Source organism: Streptomyces sp. NPDC057950 (assembly GCF_042887295.1).
In the GTDB taxonomy this organism is placed as follows: Bacteria; Actinomycetota; Actinomycetes; order Streptomycetales; family Streptomycetaceae; genus Streptomyces; species Streptomyces kaempferi.
On sequence record NZ_JBHVPP010000003.1, the window covers coordinates 285,018 to 306,200 of the forward strand.

Consider the following 21,183-nt stretch of genomic DNA (forward strand, 5'->3'; position numbering starts at 1 on the left):
CGTCCCCGCCCGGTCGCCGACCGGACGGGGACGATCAGGTTCCGCCGACGGTCACCGGCCGGGGGAGGCCACCGGTGTCACCGGCACTCCGCCGGCCGCGCTGCCCATCAGCGTCAGCCGCACGGTGCCCGGACCCGCGGGTGTGGTCCCGTCCGCCAGCACGGCGAGGGCCAGGGTGTTGGCACCACGTGTGTTCAGCACCCCGTTCGGCAGCACGAAGGTGTGCTGAGGACCTACGTCGTTGATGTACTGGCCCAGGTTCCAGCCGTTCAGGAAGATCTGGACACGGTAGGCGCGGGACGGGTCGTCGGTGAGGGTGAGCCCGATCGAGGCGTCCACGGCGGGGTCGACCGCGAGCCGGAACCCGGTGCGGTACCAGCTGACTCCCTGCCCCCGCCGCGCCTGCGGGAACTCCACGCCCTTCCAGCCGCCGTCCGCGAACCCCGGCAGATGCCAGCCCTGCCGTTCCCCGTACAGGCCGCCGTGGTTCAGCGGCCCGCGCACCGGGTCAGGGGCCGCCGCGCCCTGGATCCGCCAGGAGAGCGCGGGCGCGGCGCCGCGGAAGGTCACGGCCGTCAGCCCGCGGGCCGCCTTGTGCGTGTCCCGGGCCGCGCCGTCCTGGTCGTGCTGCATCCGGCGCACCAGGACCGACAGCACGTGCGGCCCCTTCGCCCGGCGGGCCTCCGGCGTGATCGGGAAGGTGGCCCCGGCGGCCCAGGTCCCCTGCCGGACCGTCTTCTTGTCCGGCACCGGCATCCGGTGCGTGCCCAGCGGCCTGCCGTCCAGCCAGGCCATCAGCAGCCCCTGCGTGCCCGTGACGTACGACAGGGACGCCGACTCCGCGCCGGCCAGATCCGCGAAGTGACCCCGGTACCAGACGTCCCCGTAGTGGAAACCGTAGTCGTCGGCGAACAGCACGGGCTGTCCGGCCGGTACGGGGGTGACGCTGTGGGAGGACGTCCGGTCGGCGGTCCGCCAGGCCGAGTCGTCGAAACGGGCGGCGGACTCCGGGTTCTCGGTGTGATGGCGCCACTTCCGCAGCGCGGGGAGCACGACGGCCGGTACGCCGGGCAGCCGCCGCTCGGCCAGCCGGCTGCCGGACGGAGTCGCGCGGGTGCGCACCGGGGCCTGGTTCCAGACCACGCCGTCCACCCCGCGCGGCCCCCACACCTCCAGGTCCGCGGCCGCCACCGTGTCCCCGGTGAGATGGACGGTCGTGCCGCGCAGGTCCGCGGTGCGCACCAGGGCCGGGCCGCGCACCAGGACCGGGCCCGACGCCGTGTCCTGACGCCACAGCCGCGCGGAGGTCCCGTCGTCGGCGAGGAGCAGCAGCAGGGGCGCCGTGTTGCCGCCGCCCTCCACCAACACCCGTGTCAGACCCTTGAGTTCGGCGTCGATGCGCAGGAGGCCGTGCGCGTGCTCATGGCGCGCGCTGCCCTCCAGCACGGTGACCTCCGGCGCGCTCGCGCACTCCAGCACCGTCCAGGTCGGCTCACCCCTCCGCCCTGTGAACACCGCGATGTCCTGACGTCCGGCGGCCAGCCGCAGCATGGGCTGCGCGCTGGAGTACCGCAGGGTCCGCCGCCCCAGGGAGAGTCCGGTGGCGAGCAGCCGGGCGTCGAGACCGGGGAGGGGCACGCGGACGCTCTCCCCGGCGAGCGTGACGGCGGCCACGACGTCGGCGGGCCGGTCGTTGCGCAGCACGTGGAAGTGCGCCTTGGTGTCGGGATTGACGAGGTGGTACGCCGTGATCCCGGCGACGGCCCGCGACCCGCCGTCGCCGTCACCGACCGCGACGGCGGGCGCCCGGTCCAGTTTGGCGAGGTCGGGCACGGAGTGCAGGAGCTGCCCGATCTGGTGCATCGGGACCAGCTTCGGGGTCGGCCTGCGGGCCTCGTCGAGGGCCGCGCCGTAGTCGTACGACGTGTAGACGACCGGCGCGGGCAGCCAGCCCCAGGAGGTGCCGCCGAAGGTCATGTAGACGTTGTGGACCTTGATCCCGTTGGCGAGGTTGGTGAGGTAGAAGCGCCGCTCGTACGCCGCGTCCCGGGTCCGGGCCGACTCCGCGTACCCCTTGCCGTCGAACTCCACCCCGCCCCACGGGTCGAACCAGCCGCCGCCGAACTCGGCCAGGAACCCCGGGGTCCCGGGGCTCGCGGTCGAGCCGCCCTTCGTCCCGCCGACGCCGTAGTAGCCCCAGTCCGGCGGCGGTTCGGCGGGGGACGGGTAGCCGTCGAACCCGTACAGGTAACGGCCCTTCTCACCATGGGTGTCGAAGGTCCCGGGCGCCCAGTGGCCGTTCCTGCCCTTGTCGTTGTGGAACAGCGGTACGTCGATGCCGTCGGCGCGGGCCTTGGCGTACAGGTGGGCCATGTAGTCGCGGCCGCGCGGGCTGGTGACGTTGTTCGCGTACTCGTTCTCCAGCTGGTAGAGGACGATCGTGCCGCCGCCGTCGGTGTGGAGGTGCCGGGCCGCGACCCGGTTCACGGCGGTCAGCCACTCGTCGACGTGCGACAGATAGGTCGGGTCGGAGGTCCGGGCGGTGCCCCGGGTCGCCGTCAGCCAGCCCGGGAAGCCGCCGGCGTCGACCTCGGCGTTGATGTACGGGCCGGGCCGCAGGATCACGTACAGACCCGTCTCGGCCGCCGTGCGCAGGAACAGGCCGAGATCGCGGACGCCCGTGAAGTCGTAGTGCCCCGGGGCGGGCGAGTGGTAGTTCCAGGAGACGTAGACGCTGATCGTGTTGTAGCCGTGGGCGCGCAGCTTCTGCAGCACGTCGCGCCAGAGGGAGGGGCTCGGCAGCCGGAAGGGGTGGACCTCGCCTGACCACAGCACCACGCGCCTGCCGTCGATCAGCAGGGAGTAGCTGTCGAACCCGATGGTGTGCCGCCGTCCGTCGGCGCGGGGCGGTCCGGGCGCGGGCCCGGTGGGCGCGGTGCCGGCCGCGTACGCGCCGCCGTCCCCGCTGCCGCCCAGCGTGAGGCCCAGCGCGGCGGTGCCGGCGAGTGCGCTGAAGGTACGTCTGCTCAACACCATGCGGGGCCTCCCAGGGACAGCGGCGTCGCTGTGATCATTGTCCACAGCGATTCGTCCTATTCCGGTCATATGAGGTTCCCGGCGCGGCAAGGGTGGAGGGGACTCAGGTGCGGGTGACAGCGTAGGTGAGGAAGCCGGACCAGGTGACGGGAGGGAGGGCGAGTGGGGCCCTGGGGATTCTCGGGGTCGCGGACGTGGATGGCGCGGGAGGAGGCGGCGACCTCTGCGCAGCCGACGCCGACGCCGCTGCTGTGGCTCGACTCGCGCCGGGAGAGGGCTACTTCGGCGCGGTCGCCCCGCGCGGGGTCAGCCGACGGGCGCGCCGAACCACCTCCGCATCACACCGAGCAGATCCTCCTGGTCCTCGCCGGCCCAGGCCACGTGACCGTCCGGCCGCAACAGAACGGCGGGCACGTCCAGTTCACCGCCGGTGTCGATGACGTGGTCGACCCGGTCCGCCCAGCCCGACACCGAGAGCCGGCCCGTCCCGTCGAGCAGCAGCCCGCGGCCCGCGTGCGTCAGCCCGTACAGGCGACCCTGCTTCAGCTCCATGTCCCGCATCCGCCGGCCGAGCAGGTCGTGCCCCTCGCCGAAGTCGTAGCGGACCCCGACCGCGGTGATCATCTCGGTGACGTACCGGTTCACCTCCTCGAAGTCCATCAGCTTCGAGAACAGCTCGCGCAGCGCGGTCGCCCCCGCGTCGGTGCCCAGCAGCGTGATCTGGGCGCGGGTGTTGTCCAGCACGCGGGCACCCACCGGGTGGCGTTCGGCGTGATAGCTGTCCAGGAGGCTCTCCGGCGCCCAGCCGCCGACCTCGGCGGCCAGCTTCCAGCCGAGGTTGAACGCGTCCTGGACGCCGAGGTTGAGCCCCTGCCCGCCGGTCGGCGGGTGGATGTGCGCCGCGTCGCCGGCCAGCATGACCCGGCCGACCCGGTAGTGCTCGGCCTGCCGGGTCGCGTCGCCGAACCGCGAGAGCCGGCGCGGGGAGTGCACGCCGAAGTCGGTGCCCGCGACCGCCCGCAGCCGTCGCCTGAACTCCTCCAGGGTCGGCGCGCTCGCCCGGTCCTCCGTCACGCCGTCGGCGGGCACGATGACGCGGTACGTCCCGTCCCCGTTGGCGAGGGCGCCGAACCGCAGCTGAGACCTGCGGACCTCCGCGACGACGGCTTCGACCGTCGCCCGGTCCTCGGTCATCTCCATGTCGCCGAGCAGTGTCTCGACCCTGGCGGGCTCGCCGGGGAAACCGACACCGAGAAGCTTGCGCACCGTGCTGCGCCCGCCGTCGCACCCGACGGCATACCGTGCGCGCAGCCGTGTGCCGTCCGTGAGATCGACGCTCACCCCGGCCCCGGCCGCGTTCCCGTCGTACTGACTCAGCCCGACCACCTCGCGTCCGCGCCGGATCTCCGCACCGAGTTCGAGAGCGCGCTCGTGGAGCAGGCGCTCGACGACCGGCTGCGGGGTGGAGAGGCCGTACGGGTGCGCCGTGTCCACGCCGTCGGGCCACGGCTTGTGGATACCGCCGAAGAAACCGCCGGCCCGGAACTTCTCACTGACCGCGAGGAACCGGTCCAGCAAGCCGCGCTGGTCCATGATCTCGACGCTGCGCGCGTGCAGCCCGCGCCCGCGGAACTCCGTGGTCGGCTCGGACAGCTTCTCCAGCACGACCACGTGCACACCGTGCAGGCGCAGCTCGCAGGCGAGCATCAGCCCGGTCGGTCCGCCGCCGACCACGATCACGTCAATCATCAGAACGCCCGTTCGACGAGAGGGGATGTCGGCCGGACGCCCCGTGCGCGGGCTCGCGCGCCACCCGACGTCATACGCGGACAACGGCACATGTACGTCGTGAAGTAGGCATTTTCCACAGGTTCCGGCCCCGGTCGACGATTCTGCGGCACGACCGGGGCCTTGCCGCAAGCCCCCTGGCGCGCTATACGTTGAAGAGGGCGAGGGGCGGGAGTTCTCCTTGCCCTTCGTCGTCCGCGCGGTCCGGGAGGATCTCCGGCCGCGGGCGTCCGCCCCGGCCCCAGGGCGTGTCGCGAAGGTCCCGCCTGCCTCGCGGCGCCCGGCACGTTCCCGCACTGCCTCGAGGGCGTGGGAGGTGCCCCCACTCGCCGCACCGGGCGGAAACCCGGGTACGTCCCGTACGCGCGCTTTTGCCCGGCACGCCGAGAGCACGCACCGGACGCCGCGAGGCCCGCCCTCCGGGCGGACGACGGGACCTTCGCGACACGCCCTAGCCGACCTGGTTGTACATCGCACCGGCGGCCGGCCAGCCCGTCGGCTGCGGCGCGGGCTCGGGTTCCGGCTGGGTGCGGCCCCGGACCTGGGCGGCGGTGAGCCCGCCGTTGCGCAGGCCCGGTATCCCGGTCTGGCCGAGTCCGGCGGCCGGTGCGGGAGTCATACCGGGCATACCATTTGAATTGGGCATGCCGGGCATGCCCGGCATGGGAGGCGCGGACATCGGCGGGGGCTGCATCTGAGCGACCGCGGGCATGGGCGGGGGCTGCATCTGGGCGACCGCGGGCATGGGCTGCTGCGGCGGGGCGGCCGGGGGCATGGGGGCCATGGGCGGCATCATGGCGGCCGCCGGGGCGGGGGCGGGCATCATGGCGACGGCCGGCGCGGGCATCAGACCGGGCATGCCGCCGGGGATACCACCGGGCAGTTGTGCCGGAGCCTGCGCCGGGCCCGGCCAGGTCTGCGCGGGCGGCAGGCTGGGCATCGCGGCGGCCTGCGCGGCCAGCGGCATGCCGACCCCGTTCGTCTCGCTGATCAGACGGTCGACCGCCGCCGTGCCCGAGCTGTAGCCGGTCCCAGTGCTCGGCTCGGGCACGGCGGCTCCCCTCCTGGACCCGTAGAGCACCTGTTCCAGGCCGGACACCAGGCGACGCACGTCCACCTGGGGGCGCACCACGAGTCTCAGGAAGCGACTGGACGAACCGATCTTGTTGCCGCACTCGCGGACCAGGATCCGGTGCTCGGTGAGCAGCCGGTCGCGGACGACGGTGCCCTCGGCACCCACGGGCAGCCGTACGAAGAGGAAGTTGCCCTGCGAGGGGTAGACCGTCAGACCGGGCAGCGCGGTCAGCTGACGCGCCATGTCGAGCCGGTCGCGGCGCACCAGGTGGAGGCTCTCCATGTACTCGGCGCCGTGCTCCTTGAGCATGAACACCACGGTCTCCGCGAAGGAGTTGAGGTTCCACTTGGGCAGCATGGAGCGGATCTTGCCCGCGAGCGCGGGGTTGGCCACGAGGTAGCCGAACCGGATCCCGTGCAGGCCGAAGTTCTTGCCGAGGCTGCGCAGCACGATGACGTTGGGCCGCAGCACCGCCTCCTCGACGACACTCGGTTCGTTCTCCGCGTCGGCGAACTCCAGGAACGACTCGTCGATGATCACGAGGTCCAGGTCCTGGAGCGCGTCCATGAAGTTCACGACCGTCTGCCGGCTCAGGAAGCCGCCGTCCGGGTTGTTGGGGTTGCAGATCACGGCGACCCGGGTGCCCCGGGCACGGATGAACTGGATGTACTTCGCGGGGTCCAGGGCGAAGCCCGTCGACTCCTGGAGCGGGAACATGTCGACGCGCTTGCCGGTCTCCATCGGCTGGTCGGTCCAGCGGCCGAAGGTGGGGACGGGGATGGCGAGGGACTCGCGGACCAGCAGGTGGTCGATCCAGGTGATCAGTTCCGTGGAACCGTTGCCCATGGCGACACAGCTCGGCGGAAGCTGGAGCAGCGCGCACAGCTCGGCCGTGATGGTGTCGGCGCTGCTCGGGTAGTACGTGATGATCTCGCGCAGCCGCCCGGCCAGTTCGTCGAACATGCCGGGCGTGGGGAAGTACGGGTTGCACGGGATGCAGAAGTCGATCGGGCCGACTCCGTCGCTCTCGCGGGCGAGCGCAGCCATCGAGGGGCTGTGCGCCGCAGTACCGCGGAACAGCGAGGCGACGTTGTCGGCCATGGAACCTCCGTCTCTGGGTGGCCCGTGCGGGGGAGCACGGGCCGCCCTCTCATACGGAGACGGGGGTGGCGCTGTTCAACTCGTGAGGATCCGGTGAGGGTCCGCGCACCGGGGCAACCTCAAGGCCCTCGGCGGCGTCCGGCACCGGGTTTCGGCATGTCAGGCGCTGAAGGAGTGCACCGTCGTCGTGCGGTACGTCCGACCCGGGCGCAGCACCGTCGAGGGGAACGAGGGCTGGTTCGGGGAGTCCGGGAAGTGCTGGGTCTCCAGGCACATGCCGTCGCCCTGCCGGTAGGTGTGTCCGGAGGTGCCCACCAGGGTGCCGTCCAGGAAATTGCCCGAGTAGAACTGCACGCCCGGCTGGTCGGTCGCGATCTTCAGGGTGCGGCCGGAGTCCGGGTCGCGCAGGGTCGCGATGTGCTCGGGCCGGGCGGTGACGCCCTTGTCGAGCACCCAGTTGTGGTCGAAGCCCTTGGCGGTGACCAGCTGGGGGTGGCCGGCCCGGATGTCGCGGCCGACCGGCTTGGCGCGCCGGAAGTCGAAGGGGGTGCCCGCGACCTTCGCCAGTTCGCCGGTGGGGATCAGACCGGCGTCGGTGGGGGTGAAGCGCCCCGCCGCCAGGGTGAGTTCGTGGTCGTAGATGCCGCCGCGGCCCTCCCCGGCGAGGTTGTAGTACGTGTGGTTGGTGAGGTTGACGACGGTGGCCTTGTCGGTGGTGGCCTCGTAGTCGATGCGCCAGTCGCCGTGCCGGGTGAGGGTGTAGGTCACCTTCACGCGCAGCGTGCCCGGGTAGCCCATCTCGCCGTCGATGCTGGTGTAGTGCAGGTGCAGGCCGACGTCGGAGCCGGAGGTGAAGCCCTCGATGTCCCAGACCTTGGTGTTGAAGCCCTTGGCCCCGCCGTGCAGGCTGTTCACGCCGTCGTTGACGGAGAGCTGGTGGGCCTTGCCGTCGAGAGTGAAGCGCCCGCCCGCGATGCGGTTGCCGTAACGGCCGATCGTCGCCCCGAAGAACGTCGTACCGGCGACGTAGGACGCCAGGTTGTCGTACCCGAGGGAGACGTTCGCGTAGCGGCCGTGCCGGTCGGGGATCTCCAGGGACTGGACGATCCCGCCGTAGGAGATGACCTTCAGACGTGTGCCGCCGTTCGCGAGCGACCAGCGGTGGACCTTCGTGCCGTCGGCGAGCCTGCCGAAGAGTTCCTTGACCGGCTTCCCGCCCCCGGTGCCGGCGTGCGCGGTGCCGACTGTGGCGGCGGTGACACCCGCGGCGGCAGCCGCGGCGATGATCGTTCGTCTGCTGGTTTCCATGTGCGGCTCCTGCAGTGGAAGTTGAAGGCCCCCACCGAAGTGGGGGCCCTAGCGACTTACGAACCGACCTTGCGCTTGTTCCACACGTCGAACCCGACCGCGGCCAGCAGTACCAGACCCTTGATGACCTGCTGCCAGTCGCTGCCGATGCCGACGAGGTTCATACCGTTGTTCAGCACGCCCAGGACGAGACCACCGATGATCGCGCCGAGGACCGTGCCCACGCCGCCGCTCATCGACGCGCCGCCGATGAACGAGGCCGCGATCGCTTCGAGTTCGAAGTTCAGACCGGCCTTGGGCGAGGCCGCGTTGAAGCGGGCGGCGAAGACCAGACCCGCCAGGGCCGCGAGCATGCCCATGTTCAGGAAGACCAGGAAGGTGACCTTCTTGTCCTTCACACCCGACAGCTTCGCCGCCGGGAGGTTGCCGCCGATCGCGTAGATGTGGCGGCCGATGACCGCGTTGCGCATCAGGTAGCCGAAGCCGGCGACCAGGACGCCGAGGATCAGCAGGACCACCGGAGCGCCCTTGTAACTGGCGAGCAGCATGGTGACGGTGAGTACGGCGGCGATCAGCGCGACGAGCTTGAGCAGGAAGAGGTTCCTGGGCAGGACACCGAGGGAGAACTCCTGCTGCCGCTTGCGGTCACGGACCTCCTGGAACACCACGAAGGCGATCAGGGCGATGCCGAGCAGCAGCGTGAGGTTGTGGTAGTTCGTGTCGGGTCCGACCTCGGGCAGGAAGCTGTTGGCGACCTTCTGCAGACCCTCGGGGAACGGGCCGATCGTCTGGCCCTTGAGGAAGATCTCGGTCAGACCGCGGAAGGTCAGCATGCCCGCCAGGGTCACGATGAACGACGGTATGCCGAGATACGCGATGAGGAAGCCCTGTGCCGCGCCCGCGGCCGCGCCGATGGCCAGGCACAGCACCAGGGCGAGCGGCCAGGAGAGGTTGTGGTTGACCATCAGCACGGCGCCGATCGCGCCCACGAACGCCGTCAGCGAGCCGACCGACAGGTCGATGTGGCCCGCGATGATGACGAGCATCATGCCGATCGCGAGGATCAGGATGTAGCTGTTCTGCAGCACCAGGTTGGACACGTTGCGCGGCAGCAGCAGGTCACCGTCGGTCCACACGGCGAACAGCACCACGATCAGACCGAGGGCGAACAGCATGCCGTACTGCCGCATGTTGCGGCGCATGCCGTCCAGCATCAGCTGGAGCAGGCTCTCCGCCGTGTCGGAGCCGTTCTTCCCGGCCGGTGCGGGGGCCGGCGTCTTGGCGGTCACGTCCGTGCTCATCGGGTTACCTCTTTGTCCTTTGTCATCTGACGCATCAGCGATTCCTGCGAGGCTTCCGCCCGCGAGAACTCACCCGTCAGCCGTCCCGCTGCCATCGTGTAGATGCGGTCGCACATGCCGAGCAGCTCCGGCAGCTCGGAGGAGATGAAGACGACCGCCTTGCCCTCGGCCGCCAGCCGGTCGATGACCGTGTAGATCTCGAACTTGGCGCCCACGTCGATCCCGCGGGTCGGCTCGTCCAGGATCAGCACCTCCGGGCCCGCGAAGATCCACTTGCTCAGGACGACCTTCTGCTGGTTGCCGCCCGACAGCTTGCCCACCGGCTCGAACACCGTGGGTGCCTTGATGTTCATCGACTTGCGGAAGCCCTCGGAGACCTGCCGCTCCTCGTGCTCGTCGACGATCCCGCGCTTGGAGACCTTGCCCAGGGCGCTGAGCGTGATGTTGCGGTTGATCGTGTCGATCAGGTTGAGGCCGTAGTGCTTGCGGTCCTCGGTGACGTACGCGATCCCGTGCCCGACCGCCTCGGACACGGTCTTCGTCCGGATCTCCTTGCCGTCCCTGTGCACCGTGCCGCCCGCGTAGCGGCCGTAGGCGCGCCCGAAGACGTTCATCGCCAGTTCGGTGCGCCCGGCGCCCATGAGCCCGGCGATGCCGACGATCTCACCGCGCCGCACGGTGATCGACACGTCGTCGACCACCTTGCGCTGCTGGTCGATCGGGTGGAACACGGTCCAGTCGCGGATCTCCAGGGCGGGCGCGGCGCCCTCCTCCGGGTGGTGCGGAGTCCGCTCCGGGAACCGGTGCTCCAGGTCGCGGCCGACCATGCCGCTGATGATCCGGTCCTCGGTGGTCTCCGCGGCCTTCACGTCGAGCGTCTCGATGGTCCGGCCGTCGCGCAGGATGGTCACCGAGTCCGCGACCCGCTCGATCTCGTTCAGTTTGTGGGAGATGATGATCGAGGTCATGCCCTGGTTCTTCAACTCCAGGATCAGATCCAGGAGTTTGCCGCTGTCCTCGTCGTTCAGGGCGGCGGTCGGCTCGTCCAGGATGAGCAGCTTCACCTTCTTCGACAGCGCCTTCGCGATCTCGACGAGCTGCTGCTTGCCCACGCCGATGTCGGCGACCCGGGTCTGCGGGTTCTCGTCGAGCCCGACCCGCCGCAGCAGCTCGGACGCGTGCCGCAGCGTCTCGGTCCAGCTGATGAGCCCGCGGGTGGCGTGCTCGTTGCCGAGGAAGATGTTCTCCGCGATGGAGAGGTAGGGCACCAGGGCCAGTTCCTGGTGGATGATCACGATGCCGTGCTGCTCACTGGCCCTGATGTCCTTGAACGTGCAGACCTCCGACTCGAAGAGGATGTCCCCTTCGTAACTCCCGTGCGGGTGAACGCCGGAGAGGACCTTCATCAAGGTCGACTTGCCGGCGCCGTTCTCCCCGCAGATGGCATGGACCTCGCCCTGCTGGACGGTCAGAGTGACGTCCGACAGCGCCTTGACGCCGGGAAAGGTCTTGACGATCGAGCGCATTTCCAGGACGGGTCCCGCCATGGTCGTGCCTTCCAATCACTAGGAGGTGGCGGTTACTTGAGGTCGCTTTCCTTGTAGTAGCCGGTGGCGACCAGTTCCTTCTCGTAGTTGGTCTTGTCGACGCTCACCGGCTGCAGCAGGTACGCGGGGACGACCTTGGTGCCGTTGTCGTAGGTCTTGTCGTCGTTGATCTCGGGCTTCTTGCCCTTGAGCGCCGCGTCGACCATGTTCGAGGCCACCTTGGCGAGCTCGCGGGTGTCCTTGTAGACGGTCATCGTCTGCTCGTTCGCGATGATCGACTTCACCGAGGCGAGCTCGGCGTCCTGGCCGGACACGATCGGCAGCGGCTTGCTCTTGGAGCCGTAGTCGTCCGACTTCAGCGACGAGAGGATGCCGATGGAGATGCCGTCGTAGGGCGAGAGCACCGCGTCGACGTGGGCCGTCTTGTACGCCGAGGTGAGGATGTCGTCCATGCGCTTCTGCGCGGTGCCGCCGTCCCAGCGCAGCGTGGTGACCTGCGTCAGCTGGGTCTGGCCGGACTTGACGACGAGCTGCTTCTTGTCGATGTACGGCTGCAGGACGTTCATCGCGCCCTGGAAGAAGTACTTCGTGTTGTTGTCGTCGTTCGAGCCCGCGAACAGCTCGATGTTGAACGGGCCCTTCTTGCTGCCGTCCTTCAGACCGAGCTTGTCGACGATGTAACCGGCCTGCAGCTCGCCGACCTTGGTGTTGTCGAACGACGCGTAGTAGTCGACGTTCTTGGTGCCGAGGATGAGGCGGTCGTAGGAGATGACCGGGATCTTGGCGTCGGCGGCCTGCTGGAGCACGTTGTTCATCGACTTGTTGTCGATGGCCGCGATGATCAGCGCCTTCACACCCTGCGTGATCATGTTCTCGATCTGCGAGACCTGCTGGTCCGGGTCGTCCTCACCGAAGGCCAGCTTGGTCTTGTACCCCTTGGACTGAAGGTCCTTGACCACGTTGTTGCCGTCCCCGATCCAGCGCTCGGAGGACTTGGTCGGCATCGAGATGCCGATGGTGGCTCCCTTGATGTCCTTGCTGTCGCTCTTGCTGCCGCCGTCGCTGCTCTGGCCGCAGGCGGACAGGGACAGGGCGAGGGACGCGGCGCCGGCTATGGCGGTGAGGGCGGCTCTGCGATTGCGCATGATCATCTTCCTTGATGTCGTGGACCGGACTCGGCCTCGCGATGCGGGGACGCTCCGCGGGGCGGTGCGAAGAAAAGACCGAGGAGAGGTGTGTGGGATTGTGCGCGGCCGTGTCGGCTTTTGTGAAGGGGAGTTAGTCGGAACGTTATGAGGAGGTGTCAAAACGCGACATCGGACCGGGAGTTCGCGAACCGAGCGGCGCCATGTCGCCGTCCGCTCCGTGCCGCGCGAGCAGGTCCAGGGCGAGCCTGCCGCGCCGCACCCGCTCCCTGGCCGTGTTCAGGGTCAGATCCCGCAGATGGTGGCCGTACGGGTAGATCCCGGGGGTCTTGGACAGGCCGAACTTCAGATAGATCGGTGCGCCGCGCCGGATCAGCTCGGCCACCTCGTACATCCGGACATACCCGCCGAGATCGTCGGGGGCTTCGATGTACATGTCCATGGGTGCGGCCGAAACCCGACGGATCTCCGTGAGGTGATCGAGCGTCAGATCGCTCGGCACGTTGATGGAGTCGGCGCCGAGCCTTTCGTATACCGCGTACGAGGCCGGGTTGACCGGCCCCACGAGTGCCGAGAGCTTGAGCGTCGTGTCGGCCGGGATGATCCCGGCCACGCGCGCCCGGTGCAGCGTCCACAGCACGCCCTCGTCGGCGACGAGCAGGCACTTGACGCCCAACTCCGTCGCCCTGACGGCGTCTTCGACGCAGCCGGCCACCGCGTCGTGGCCCCGGGCGCGCAGTCCGCCGCCGCGGGAGTCGGAGCGTACCGAACCGCCGATGTCCCAGGTGCCGCGTGGACCGGTGAACAGGCACAGCTCGATGTCGCGCGAGGCGGTGGCCTCGACCATCTCGGTGATCTCGGCATCGGTCAGCATCCAGACACCGCTGCCCTGGCTGATGCGGTGGATCGGCACATCGAGCCGCGAGGACTCCTTGAGGACCACGGCCAGGGCCTCGGGACCTTCCACGGACGGGACCTCGGTGCGCCAGCGGCCGCCTTCGGGGAAGCTGTGCGGCGAGGCGTCGGCGGGGGAGAGGGCGGGCGCGCCCAGGCCGAGCGCGGCGAGTGCCGGCTCACCGGGTCGACGGGGAACCGTGGGAGAGGGGTCGGTCACTGGCTGTCCTTCATGTTCATGTTCGTGATTTCGGACGAAGTTCGCGGCTCTGGGTGCGCGGAGGCCGGGTGGTACGCCGGTACGGAGCCGTCAGGTGACTCCGTACCGGCGCACGGCTAAGGACGCAGCAGGACCTTGCCGACCGCGGGATCGCCGGATCCCGCCAACTCGATGGCCTCGGCGAACCCGGCGAGCGGCAGTTCGTGCGTGACCAGCGGCAAGGGGCTGAGCAGCCCCGCGCCGAACACCCGCACCGTGTGCGCCCACGCCGCCGGCGGCGCCCCGAACACGGTGTGCACCTCCAACTGCCGTACGACGAGGTCGGTGGGGTCGAGTCCCTCGGCGCCCGGGGCCGGGATGCCCGTGAGGACCAGGCGTCCGCCGCGCCGGAGCAGGGAGGCGGCGGTGCGCGCGGCGGACGCGGACCCGGCGGTCTCGATGACGACGTCGAAGTCGGCGGGCAGTTCCTGGTCCTTCGTACGGAAGTCGGTGGCACCGAAGGTCCGCGAGAGCTTGTCCCGGTCGGGGCGGGTGCCCACGACGAGCAGCTCCCCGGGGGAACCCGCCCGCAGGAACTGGACGGCGAACATCCCGAGCGTCCCCGTGCCCACCACCGCGACGCGTTCACCGGGGCGCGCGTCGGCCTTGAGCGCGGCCGCCGCGACACAGGCGGCCGGCTCCAGGAGGGCCGCCGCCGTCAGGTCGGCGTCGTCCGGCAGGACGTGCAGCAGCCGGGCCGGCAGGGTGAGGGTGGTGGCCATCGCACCCGGCTGGGTGAAGCCCGTCTCCTCGTACCCCGCCGTGCACAGCGTGGTCTCGCCCGCGTGGCAGCGGTCGCAGACCTGGCAGTTGCGGAAGCCCTCGCCGACGACCTTGCGGCCGACGAGACCGGCGGGCACCCCGGCACCCACCTCCGCCACCGTCCCGGACCACTCGTGGCCGGGGGTGAGGGGATAACGCACGTACCCTTCGGGCCGGTTGCCCTGGTACACCTCGCGGTCGCTGCCGCAGATGCCGACGGCGTGGACCCGGACCAGCGCCTCGCCCGCGGCGGGCGGCACCGGCTCGTGGTCGGTCAGCCGGTGCTCACCCGGCGCGTCGACGACGACCGAGCTGCTCACTGCGCCCCCTTCGGCCTGCGCTGCTCCCAGCCGTCCGCCCAGAGGTCGAAGCGGGCCTGCTGCTGCGGGAACTCGGCCGCCGCGTCGACGTCCAGCTCGACACCGAGACCGGGTTCGTGGGACAGCTCGAAGTAACCGTCGACGACCTGCGGGGCGCCCTTGACGACCTTCTTGATCTCCGCGTCGGCGAAGTCGTTGAAGTGTTCCAGGATCTTGAAGTTGGGGGTGCTGAAGCCGACCTGGAGGGAGGCGGCGGTGAGGACCGGGCCGCCGACGTTGTGCGGAGCGACGAGCACGTAGTGGGCCTCGGCGGTCGCGGCCAGCTTCCTGGTCTCCCAGATCCCACCGAGATGACCGACGTCGGGCTGGATGATGTCGACGGCCTGGCTCTCGAACAGCTCTCGGAACTCGATGCGGTCGTGGATCCGCTCGCCGGTGGCGATCGGGACGTCGACCTTGGCGGCCACCTTCTCCAGCGCCTTCAGGTTCTCCGGCGGCACCGGCTCCTCCAGCCACGCGGGCTTGAAGGGCGCGAGCTCGCGGGCGAGCCGGACGGCGGTCGAGGGCGAGAAACGGCCGTGCATCTCCAGCATCAGCTCGGTCTCGGGGCCGATCGCGTCGCGCACCGCCTCGATGAGCGAGACGGAGTAGAGCGTGGCCTCGTGGTCGAGCTCGAAGTGGCCGGTGCCGAACGGGTCGATCTTGAGGGCGCGGTACCCGCGGGCGACGACCTCCTGAGCGGCCTTGTGGTAGGCCTCCGGGGTCCGCTCGGTCGTGTACCAGCCGTTCGCGTAGGCCTTGACCCGGTCGGTGACCTTGCCGCCGAGCAGCTGCCACACGGGGACGCCGAGCGCCTTCCCCTTGATGTCCCAGCAGGCCATCTCGATAACGGCGATGCCCGACATCACGATCTCGCCGGCGCGCCCGTAGTCGCCGTACTTCATGCGCCGGACGAGGTCCTCGACAGCGAACGGGTCGGAACCGAGAATGTGATTGGCCTCCGCCTCCCGCAGATAGCCGATCAGCGCGTCGGTGTGGCCCAGCATGCGGGTCTCGCCGACTCCGGTCAGGCCCTCGTCGGTGTGCACCTGGACGTAGGTCAGGTTCCGCCAGGGCGTCCCGACCACGTGTGTGCTGATTCCCGTGATGCGCACGGCAGTTGCCCCCTGTGCTCTTGCGTTCTGTTCGAAATTTCGTCACACGTTCGAAATGCTGGCGTGACAGTAGGATGCGGGCCCGGGAGTGTCAATGGGTCGAACGCGACGGTCGGCGGCGGATTTTGGCGGTATGCCTCGGGTCGTCGCACACGTGACGCTGTGAACGAGGGGTGCGACGCGCCGAAACGGATGGTTCACCACACAACTTTCACAGCCGTGACTATCAACGGGACGCATGGGGAACTTAGTCTTCCGGCGTCATGGACTACTGCGACCCGTGCCGAAGGCACCTCAACGGCGCCCTTGCCTGCCCGGGGTGCGGCACCTCAGCCGAACAGCTCCGCTCATCCGCGGGCCGCACCGGGGCGCACCCGGAACCGGACGCGGGGACGAACCCGTACGACTCCGACGATCCGCACGAGAGTGAGGGCGCGTACGAGGAAGATCCCGGCGACGGCGACGGCGACGGCGACGGCGACGGCGAGGACGAGGATGGTGGTCGTCGCCGGACCGGGGGGCGACGGCGCGGCCGCGGGCCCGCCGGTGCGAGCCGGCGCGACCGGAAGGCCGCGGCCCACCGCAGGAGGCGCCGCAGGGTGCTCTTCGCCGGAGCGGGGCTGCTGCTCGCCGCGGGCGGACTGAGCCTCGCCGAACTCGGCATCGAGGCGCCCGGAGTGACTCCGCACGCGGCCAGCGCGGACGCGTCCGCCGATGGTGGCTCGGGTACCTCCGCGGAGCGTACGGCGCGGCCGACCGGTGACACCGGGGGTTCCGGGGGAGGGGCGCCCACCGCCACGGGCTCGCCGAGTGCCTCGGCGTCGCCCTCCGCTTCCGTGTCCGAGTCCGCCAAGGGCGACAAGTCCAAGGACGGGGACAAGAAGGACACTCAGGGGCAGTCTGCCACCGCGGGTGCGGGGGGCGGTGCCTCGGTGTCGGCGCCCGCCTCTTCGGGGCCGCCGCGTTCCGCCACGACGCCGCCGGCCGCGCCGACGTCGGCGCCGGCGACTCCCACGCCTTCCCCGTCGCACACGTGCAATCGTTTCCTGTGGTGGTGCACGTAGGTCCTCTCGCCCCCGCCGCCCCTACCCGACCCGTACCTGGGGGCTCCGCCCCCGGACCCCCGCATCGCCCGAAGGGCTCGTCCTCAAACGCCGGACGGGCTGGGTAGTTCAGCCCGTCCGGCGTTTGAGGACAAGGCCCGTGAGGCCGATGGGGGTCTGGGGGCGGAGCCCCCAGGTACGGATGGGACGGGTAGGGGCGGCGGGGGCGAAGGAACCGGCGGCTACGGCGTCAGCATGCGCTGAAGCAGATCGCGCAAAGACACCCGCTCCTCACGTGACAGCCCCGCCAACGGCTCCCGGGCAAAACGCAGTGACTCCCGCAGGGAGTGCGCCACCCGCAGCCCCTCCTCGGTCGCGGCCGCCAGCTTGACCCGCCGGTCGGAGGGGTCCGGCCGCCGCTCCACCAGCCCCCGCACCTCCAGCCGGTCCACGATCCCCGTCACGTTCGACGGCTCGCACTTCAGCTTCTGCGCCAGCCTCCGCATGGGCAGCGGCTCCAGCGACAGCAGACCGAGCAGCCGCGCCTGCGCCCCGGTGAGGGCGTGCTCGGCGGCGGCGTCCTCGTACTCCTCGTGGTACCGCGCCACGACCGAGCCGATGAGGTCGACGACCTCCAGGGTGAGAGGGTCGATCCGGTGCGTCTTCTGGGTGGCCATGGCCTCCAGGCTACTCCCTTACTTGACATCATGAAATATTCAGGAGCATGGTTGTTTCAGGTAGTGAAGCATTAGAGCCGTAGTGCGCAGGCAAGCGTGCATGCATGCAGGAAAGGCACACACCCTCATGACCGACACCCAGCTCCCCTCCGCCGGCCGCGAATGGCACCTGACCGCCCGCCCGGTCGGCTGGCCGAAGCCCGAGGACTTCGCCCTGGTCGAGGCCGAGGTTCCGCAGCCCGGGGAGGGCCAGGTCCTCGTCCGCAACAAGTACGTCTCCGTCGACCCCTACATGCGCGGCCGGATGAGCGCCGCCAAGTCGTACGCCGCCCCCTACGAGCTGGGCGCGGCCATGCAGGGCGGTGCGGTCGGCGAGGTCGTCGCCTCCCGTGCCGAGGGGATCGCGGTCGGTGACCACGTCCTGCACTTCCTCGGCTGGCGCGAGTACGCCGTCGTGGACGCCAAGCAGGCCGTCAAGGTCGACCCCGAGGCCGCGCCGCTCTCCGCGTACCTCGGTGTCCTCGGCATGACCGGTCTCACCGCCTACGCGGGTCTCCTGCGCGTCGCCTCCTTCAAGGAGGGCGACTCCGTCTTCGTGTCGGGCGCGGCCGGTGCCGTCGGCAGCCAGGTCGGACAGATCGCCAGGCTCAAGGGCGCCTCGCGGGTCATCGGTTCGGCGGGCTCCGACGAGAAGGTGAAGCTGCTCGTCGAGGAGTACGGCTTCGACGCCGCGTTCAACTACAAGAACGGCCCGGTGGGCGAGCAGCTGCGCGAGGCCGCCCCCGACGGCGTCGACGTCTACTTCGACAACGTGGGCGGCGACCACCTGGAGGCCGCCATCGGCCGACTGAACCGGGACGGCCGCGTCGCGGTCTGCGGCATGATCTCCGTCTACAACAACACCGAGCCCGCTCCGGGCCCGAGGAACCTCGCCCGTCTCATCCAGACCCGCGGCCGCATCCAGGGCTTCCTGGTGGGCGACCACTACGACCTGCAGCCGCAGTTCGTCCAGGAGGTCGGCGCCTGGATCCGCTCCGGCGAGCTCAAGTACAACGAGACCCTCGTCGAGGGCATCGAGAACAACCTCGAGGCGTTCTTCGGCGTCCTGCGCGGCGACAACACCGGAAAGATGATCGTCAAGCTCTGACGCCCCGGCGGGGCTTCTGCTGGACTTCCGGCATACGGTAACTTCTTTCCGAAGTCGTCGCGATCGTGGGCGCGAGTCGCGGCGGACCAGGGAGGAACGCACCGTATGTCCATCCAGCAGTCCGACGTCCTTTACACCGCCGTCGCCACCGCGCACAACGGCCGCGACGGCCGGGTCGCCACCGACGACGGCAGGCTCGACGTCGTCGTGAACCCGCCGAGGGAACTGGGCGGGAGCGGCGCCGGGACCAACCCGGAGCAGCTCTTCGCCGCCGGGTACAGCGCCTGCTTCCAGGGCGCCCTCGGCGTCGTCGCCCGCGGGCGGAACGCCGACCTCACCGGCTCGACGGTCACCGCCAGGGTCGGTCTGGGCAAGAACGACGACGGGTTCGGCATCATCGTCGAGATCTCCGCGACCCTCCCGGCCGTGGACGCGGCGACGGCGCGGGAGCTGCTCGAGCAGGCCCATCAGGTCTGCCCGTACTCGAAGGCGACCCGCGGCGACGTCACGGTGACGCTCGTCTGACGGACCCGCCGACCGCGGCGCGGGCCGCGTCCCGGAGACCGGGGCGCGGCCCGCGCGTGGTGGAGCGCACGGCGGCCCGACCTCGCACCGCCTCGGGACACCGCCACGCGCACCTGCCCGACAGATCCGACAGACCCGACAGACCCGACAGGCCCGACGCTCCCGGAACAAGAAGGTGTCGACGTCACCGATGCCACGGATGGCGCATCCCCGGCGGGTCGTGGAGGGCATGCTGGGGGTGGGCACCGGCGCGACGGAGGGCCGCGCGGGCTCCGGACCGATGTACCGCGCGTGGCGAGGAGGGCCCATGTCCCCGATTCCGTCGCTCCCCAGCAGGGACGATCTGCGGCGCCTGGCGCGCGCCACCACCGACGTCACCGGCCAACTCCTCGACACGCCGGGGAACATCACCAGAATCGCGCTCAACACCCTCGACCCCCGGGACGGGTCGGGGGCGGAGGCGCTGCGGGTGCTCCGGGCGACCACGGCGGAGCTGGCCGAGGCGAGCGCGTCACCGCAGGCGCAGCAGGCCTTCTACCGCATCGTGGACACGCTGACGCGGCTGGGGACGACCGGGGCGCCGCTGGCGACGCATCCCGTGAGCGAACCGGCCCGGGTGCTGCTGGCCGCCGTGGGCGACAGCCTGCTGCCGGTCCTCGACGCGGTGGAGCCCGCGGTGGAGGAGGCGGCCGCCGCGCTCGGGGAGCTGCTGGAGGCGGGGTCGCCGTTGCTGCCGACGGTCGCGGGGGTGGTGGCGGGGGCGCTGCTCGCGTCGACACCGGTGATCCGCGCGGCGGCCGACGTCCTGCGCGACTCGTCCCCGGAACTCCGACGCATCGCCGACGCGTTGACCGAGGCGCTCGCTCCGCTGCTGCCGCTGCAGGTGGCGCTCGCCGAGCGGGCGGCCACGGCGGGTGCGGGGGTGGTACGGGCCGCGCTGCCGCCGCTGGCCGACCTCACCGAGGCGGCGGCCGCCACGACGGACGCCGTCCGTCCCGTCCTGATCGCCGGGGAGGAGTTCCTCGTCTCCGGCCTCGAACATCTCCAGCCGCTGCTGCTGGCCTCGGCGTCCCGCGCGGGACGGGTGGGGCGGGCGGTGGCGGTCCGGATGTCGGCGGCGGTGTCGCCCGCGGCGGACGGAAGCGTGGTGGTGGCGGTGAACCCGGCGTAGGCCCGCCGGGGTCCACGCGTCCAGGGGCACCGGGCACGGGGGAAGGCGGCCGGGGCGCCGGTAAGGTGGCCCGCATGCGTGATCTCGGGGCAGGGTTCAACTACCTCATACAGGGCCAGCGATGGGTCGCACGGCACGGGAAGCAGTACGGATTCGGCCTCCTTCCCGGGCTGATCACCCTCGTGCTGTACGCGGCGGCACTCATCGCGCTCGCCCTCTACGGCGAGGACTTCGTCACCTGGGCCACCCCTTTCGCGGACCACTGGACGAGCCCGTGGCAGGGCCTCTTCCGCGGACTTCTGACCGCCGTGCTCTTCGCCCTCGCCCTCCTGCTCGCCGTGATCACCTTCACCGCGGTCACGCTCCTCGTCGGACAACCCTTCTACGAGTCGCTCTCCGAGAAGGTCGACCGCGACGTCTCCCCGGACGGCACCGCCCCCGAATCCGGGCTGCCGCTCTGGCGCGAGCTGTGGATCTCGGGACGCGACAGCCTCCGGATCGTCGTACGGGCCCTGGTCTGGGGAATCCTCCTCTTCGCCCTCGGCTTCGTCCCGGTCGTCGGCCAGACGGTCGTCCCGGTGATCGGCTTCTTCGTCACCGGCTTCTTCCTCACCGAGGAACTGACCGCGGTGGCCCTCCAGCGCCGCCGCGTCGAACTCCGTGCCCGCCTCACCCTGCTCCGTTCCCGCAAGATGCTGGTCTGGGGCTTCGGCACGCCCCTGGGCCTCGCCTTCCTGGTCCCCGTGGTCGCCGTCTTCCTGATGCCGGGCGCCGTCGCGGGCGCCACGCTGATGGCCCGTGACCTGCTGGGCGAGGAGACGGGCGGCCCGACCCCGGACCGGGAGGACCAGGGGGACCAGGAGGACCGGGAGCTGGGGGCTACGGCGTGAACCAGGTTCTCGCGGCAGCCGTCACCCCCGTCCTGGCCGG

General features: G+C 70.6%; 16 protein-coding genes and 1 pseudogene. 5 read left to right on the top strand and 12 right to left on the bottom strand.

Going from position 1 to position 21,183, the window contains the following annotated elements:
* Positions 1-51 precede the first annotated feature (51 nt).
* The 11 genes and pseudogenes from ACFVTC_RS08125 to ACFVTC_RS08175 form a co-directional block, all read right to left on the bottom strand.
* Positions 52-3,036, bottom strand: coding sequence for a beta-galactosidase (locus tag ACFVTC_RS08125; RefSeq protein ID WP_390125172.1), 2,985 nt, complete (start codon positions 3,034-3,036; stop codon positions 52-54).
* 65 nt (positions 3,037-3,101) lie between these two features.
* A pseudogene (locus ACFVTC_RS08130) lies at positions 3,102-3,290 on the bottom strand (DUF397 domain-containing protein); the annotation flags it as partial.
* Positions 3,291-3,342: 52 nt separating this feature from the next.
* Entirely contained in the window at positions 3,343-4,785 is a 1,443-nt protein-coding gene (rox, locus tag ACFVTC_RS08135) for a rifampin monooxygenase (protein WP_390125174.1), read from the bottom strand.
* 490 nt (positions 4,786-5,275) lie between these two features.
* Entirely contained in the window at positions 5,276-7,000 is a 1,725-nt protein-coding gene (locus tag ACFVTC_RS08140; protein ID WP_390125176.1) for a pyridoxal phosphate-dependent aminotransferase, read from the bottom strand.
* A 159-nt stretch (positions 7,001-7,159) separates the two neighbouring features.
* Positions 7,160-8,308, bottom strand: coding sequence for an aldose epimerase family protein (locus tag ACFVTC_RS08145; RefSeq protein ID WP_390125178.1), 1,149 nt, complete (start codon positions 8,306-8,308; stop codon positions 7,160-7,162).
* 56 nt (positions 8,309-8,364) lie between these two features.
* Entirely contained in the window at positions 8,365-9,609 is a 1,245-nt protein-coding gene (mmsB, locus tag ACFVTC_RS08150) for a multiple monosaccharide ABC transporter permease (protein WP_390125181.1), read from the bottom strand.
* The gene (mmsA, locus tag ACFVTC_RS08155; protein ID WP_390125184.1) at positions 9,606-11,156 is read right to left on the bottom strand and encodes a multiple monosaccharide ABC transporter ATP-binding protein; all 1,551 of its coding nucleotides are present in this window, start codon (positions 11,154-11,156) and stop codon (positions 9,606-9,608) included. Before mmsA ends, mmsB begins: the two co-directional genes overlap by 4 nt.
* Positions 11,157-11,188: 32 nt before the next feature.
* Positions 11,189-12,307: a multiple monosaccharide ABC transporter substrate-binding protein gene (chvE, locus tag ACFVTC_RS08160; RefSeq protein ID WP_390125187.1), complete on the bottom strand. Its 1,119-nt coding sequence runs from the start codon at positions 12,305-12,307 to the stop codon at positions 11,189-11,191.
* Positions 12,308-12,446: 139 nt separating this feature from the next.
* Entirely contained in the window at positions 12,447-13,415 is a 969-nt protein-coding gene (locus ACFVTC_RS08165) for a hypothetical protein (protein WP_390125188.1), read from the bottom strand.
* Positions 13,416-13,531: 116 nt separating this feature from the next.
* Positions 13,532-14,536: a zinc-binding dehydrogenase gene (locus tag ACFVTC_RS08170; protein ID WP_390125191.1), complete on the bottom strand. Its 1,005-nt coding sequence runs from the start codon at positions 14,534-14,536 to the stop codon at positions 13,532-13,534.
* Positions 14,533-15,690: a mandelate racemase/muconate lactonizing enzyme family protein gene (locus tag ACFVTC_RS08175; protein ID WP_390125193.1), complete on the bottom strand. Its 1,158-nt coding sequence runs from the start codon at positions 15,688-15,690 to the stop codon at positions 14,533-14,535. Before ACFVTC_RS08175 ends, ACFVTC_RS08170 begins: the two co-directional genes overlap by 4 nt.
* A 263-nt stretch (positions 15,691-15,953) precedes the next feature.
* Here ACFVTC_RS08175 and ACFVTC_RS08180 point away from each other — a divergent pair, with 263 nt between their 5' ends.
* Positions 15,954-16,754 carry a hypothetical protein gene (locus ACFVTC_RS08180; RefSeq protein ID WP_390125196.1) on the top strand — a complete coding sequence of 267 codons (801 nt, stop codon included), beginning with the start codon at positions 15,954-15,956 and terminating at the stop codon, positions 16,752-16,754.
* A 221-nt stretch (positions 16,755-16,975) separates the two neighbouring features.
* On the opposite strand, the gene ACFVTC_RS08185 is transcribed toward ACFVTC_RS08180, so the two are convergent.
* Positions 16,976-17,410 (bottom strand): MarR family winged helix-turn-helix transcriptional regulator, encoded by a 435-nt coding sequence (locus tag ACFVTC_RS08185; protein ID WP_390125198.1) that lies wholly within the window; start codon positions 17,408-17,410, stop codon positions 16,976-16,978.
* A gap of 127 nt (positions 17,411-17,537) precedes the next feature.
* Between ACFVTC_RS08185 and ACFVTC_RS08190 the strand changes: the two genes are divergently transcribed.
* The 4 genes from ACFVTC_RS08190 to ACFVTC_RS08205 all read left to right on the top strand — a co-directional run bounded on the left by ACFVTC_RS08190 (position 17,538) and on the right by ACFVTC_RS08205 (position 21,143).
* Entirely contained in the window at positions 17,538-18,557 is a 1,020-nt protein-coding gene (locus ACFVTC_RS08190; protein WP_390125201.1) for an NADP-dependent oxidoreductase, read from the top strand.
* A 105-nt stretch (positions 18,558-18,662) separates the two neighbouring features.
* The gene (locus ACFVTC_RS08195; RefSeq protein WP_390125203.1) at positions 18,663-19,082 is read left to right on the top strand and encodes an organic hydroperoxide resistance protein; all 420 of its coding nucleotides are present in this window, start codon (positions 18,663-18,665) and stop codon (positions 19,080-19,082) included.
* Positions 19,083-19,389: 307 nt separating this feature from the next.
* A complete protein-coding gene (locus ACFVTC_RS08200; protein ID WP_390125205.1) occupies positions 19,390-20,253 on the top strand; it encodes a hypothetical protein in 864 nt (287 codons plus the stop codon).
* Between the two features lie 74 nt (positions 20,254-20,327).
* On the top strand, positions 20,328-21,143 hold the full coding sequence (locus ACFVTC_RS08205) for an EI24 domain-containing protein (protein WP_390125207.1): 816 nt from the start codon (positions 20,328-20,330) through the stop codon (positions 21,141-21,143).
* The last annotated feature ends 40 nt before the right edge of the window (positions 21,144-21,183 follow it).

What these genes read in the sequence shown, in the direction of transcription:
- ACFVTC_RS08125 (WP_390125172.1), bottom strand. Translation starts at nt 3,036, where the DNA reads ATGGTGTTGAGCAGACGTACCTTCAGCGCACTCGCCGGCACCGCCGCG.
- rox (WP_390125174.1), bottom strand. Translation starts at nt 4,785, where the DNA reads ATGATTGACGTGATCGTGGTCGGCGGCGGACCGACCGGGCTGATGCTC.
- ACFVTC_RS08140 (WP_390125176.1), bottom strand. Translation starts at nt 7,000, where the DNA reads ATGGCCGACAACGTCGCCTCGCTGTTCCGCGGTACTGCGGCGCACAGC.
- ACFVTC_RS08145 (WP_390125178.1), bottom strand. Translation starts at nt 8,308, where the DNA reads ATGGAAACCAGCAGACGAACGATCATCGCCGCGGCTGCCGCCGCGGGT.
- mmsB (WP_390125181.1), bottom strand. Translation starts at nt 9,609, where the DNA reads ATGAGCACGGACGTGACCGCCAAGACGCCGGCCCCCGCACCGGCCGGG.
- mmsA (WP_390125184.1), bottom strand. Translation starts at nt 11,156, where the DNA reads ATGGCGGGACCCGTCCTGGAAATGCGCTCGATCGTCAAGACCTTTCCC.
- chvE (WP_390125187.1), bottom strand. Translation starts at nt 12,307, where the DNA reads ATGATCATGCGCAATCGCAGAGCCGCCCTCACCGCCATAGCCGGCGCC.
- ACFVTC_RS08180 (WP_390125196.1), top strand. Translation starts at nt 15,954, where the DNA reads ATGGACTACTGCGACCCGTGCCGAAGGCACCTCAACGGCGCCCTTGCC.
- ACFVTC_RS08185 (WP_390125198.1), bottom strand. Translation starts at nt 17,410, where the DNA reads ATGGCCACCCAGAAGACGCACCGGATCGACCCTCTCACCCTGGAGGTC.
- ACFVTC_RS08190 (WP_390125201.1), top strand. Translation starts at nt 17,538, where the DNA reads ATGACCGACACCCAGCTCCCCTCCGCCGGCCGCGAATGGCACCTGACC.
- ACFVTC_RS08195 (WP_390125203.1), top strand. Translation starts at nt 18,663, where the DNA reads ATGTCCATCCAGCAGTCCGACGTCCTTTACACCGCCGTCGCCACCGCG.
- ACFVTC_RS08200 (WP_390125205.1), top strand. Translation starts at nt 19,390, where the DNA reads ATGTCCCCGATTCCGTCGCTCCCCAGCAGGGACGATCTGCGGCGCCTG.
- ACFVTC_RS08205 (WP_390125207.1), top strand. Translation starts at nt 20,328, where the DNA reads ATGCGTGATCTCGGGGCAGGGTTCAACTACCTCATACAGGGCCAGCGA.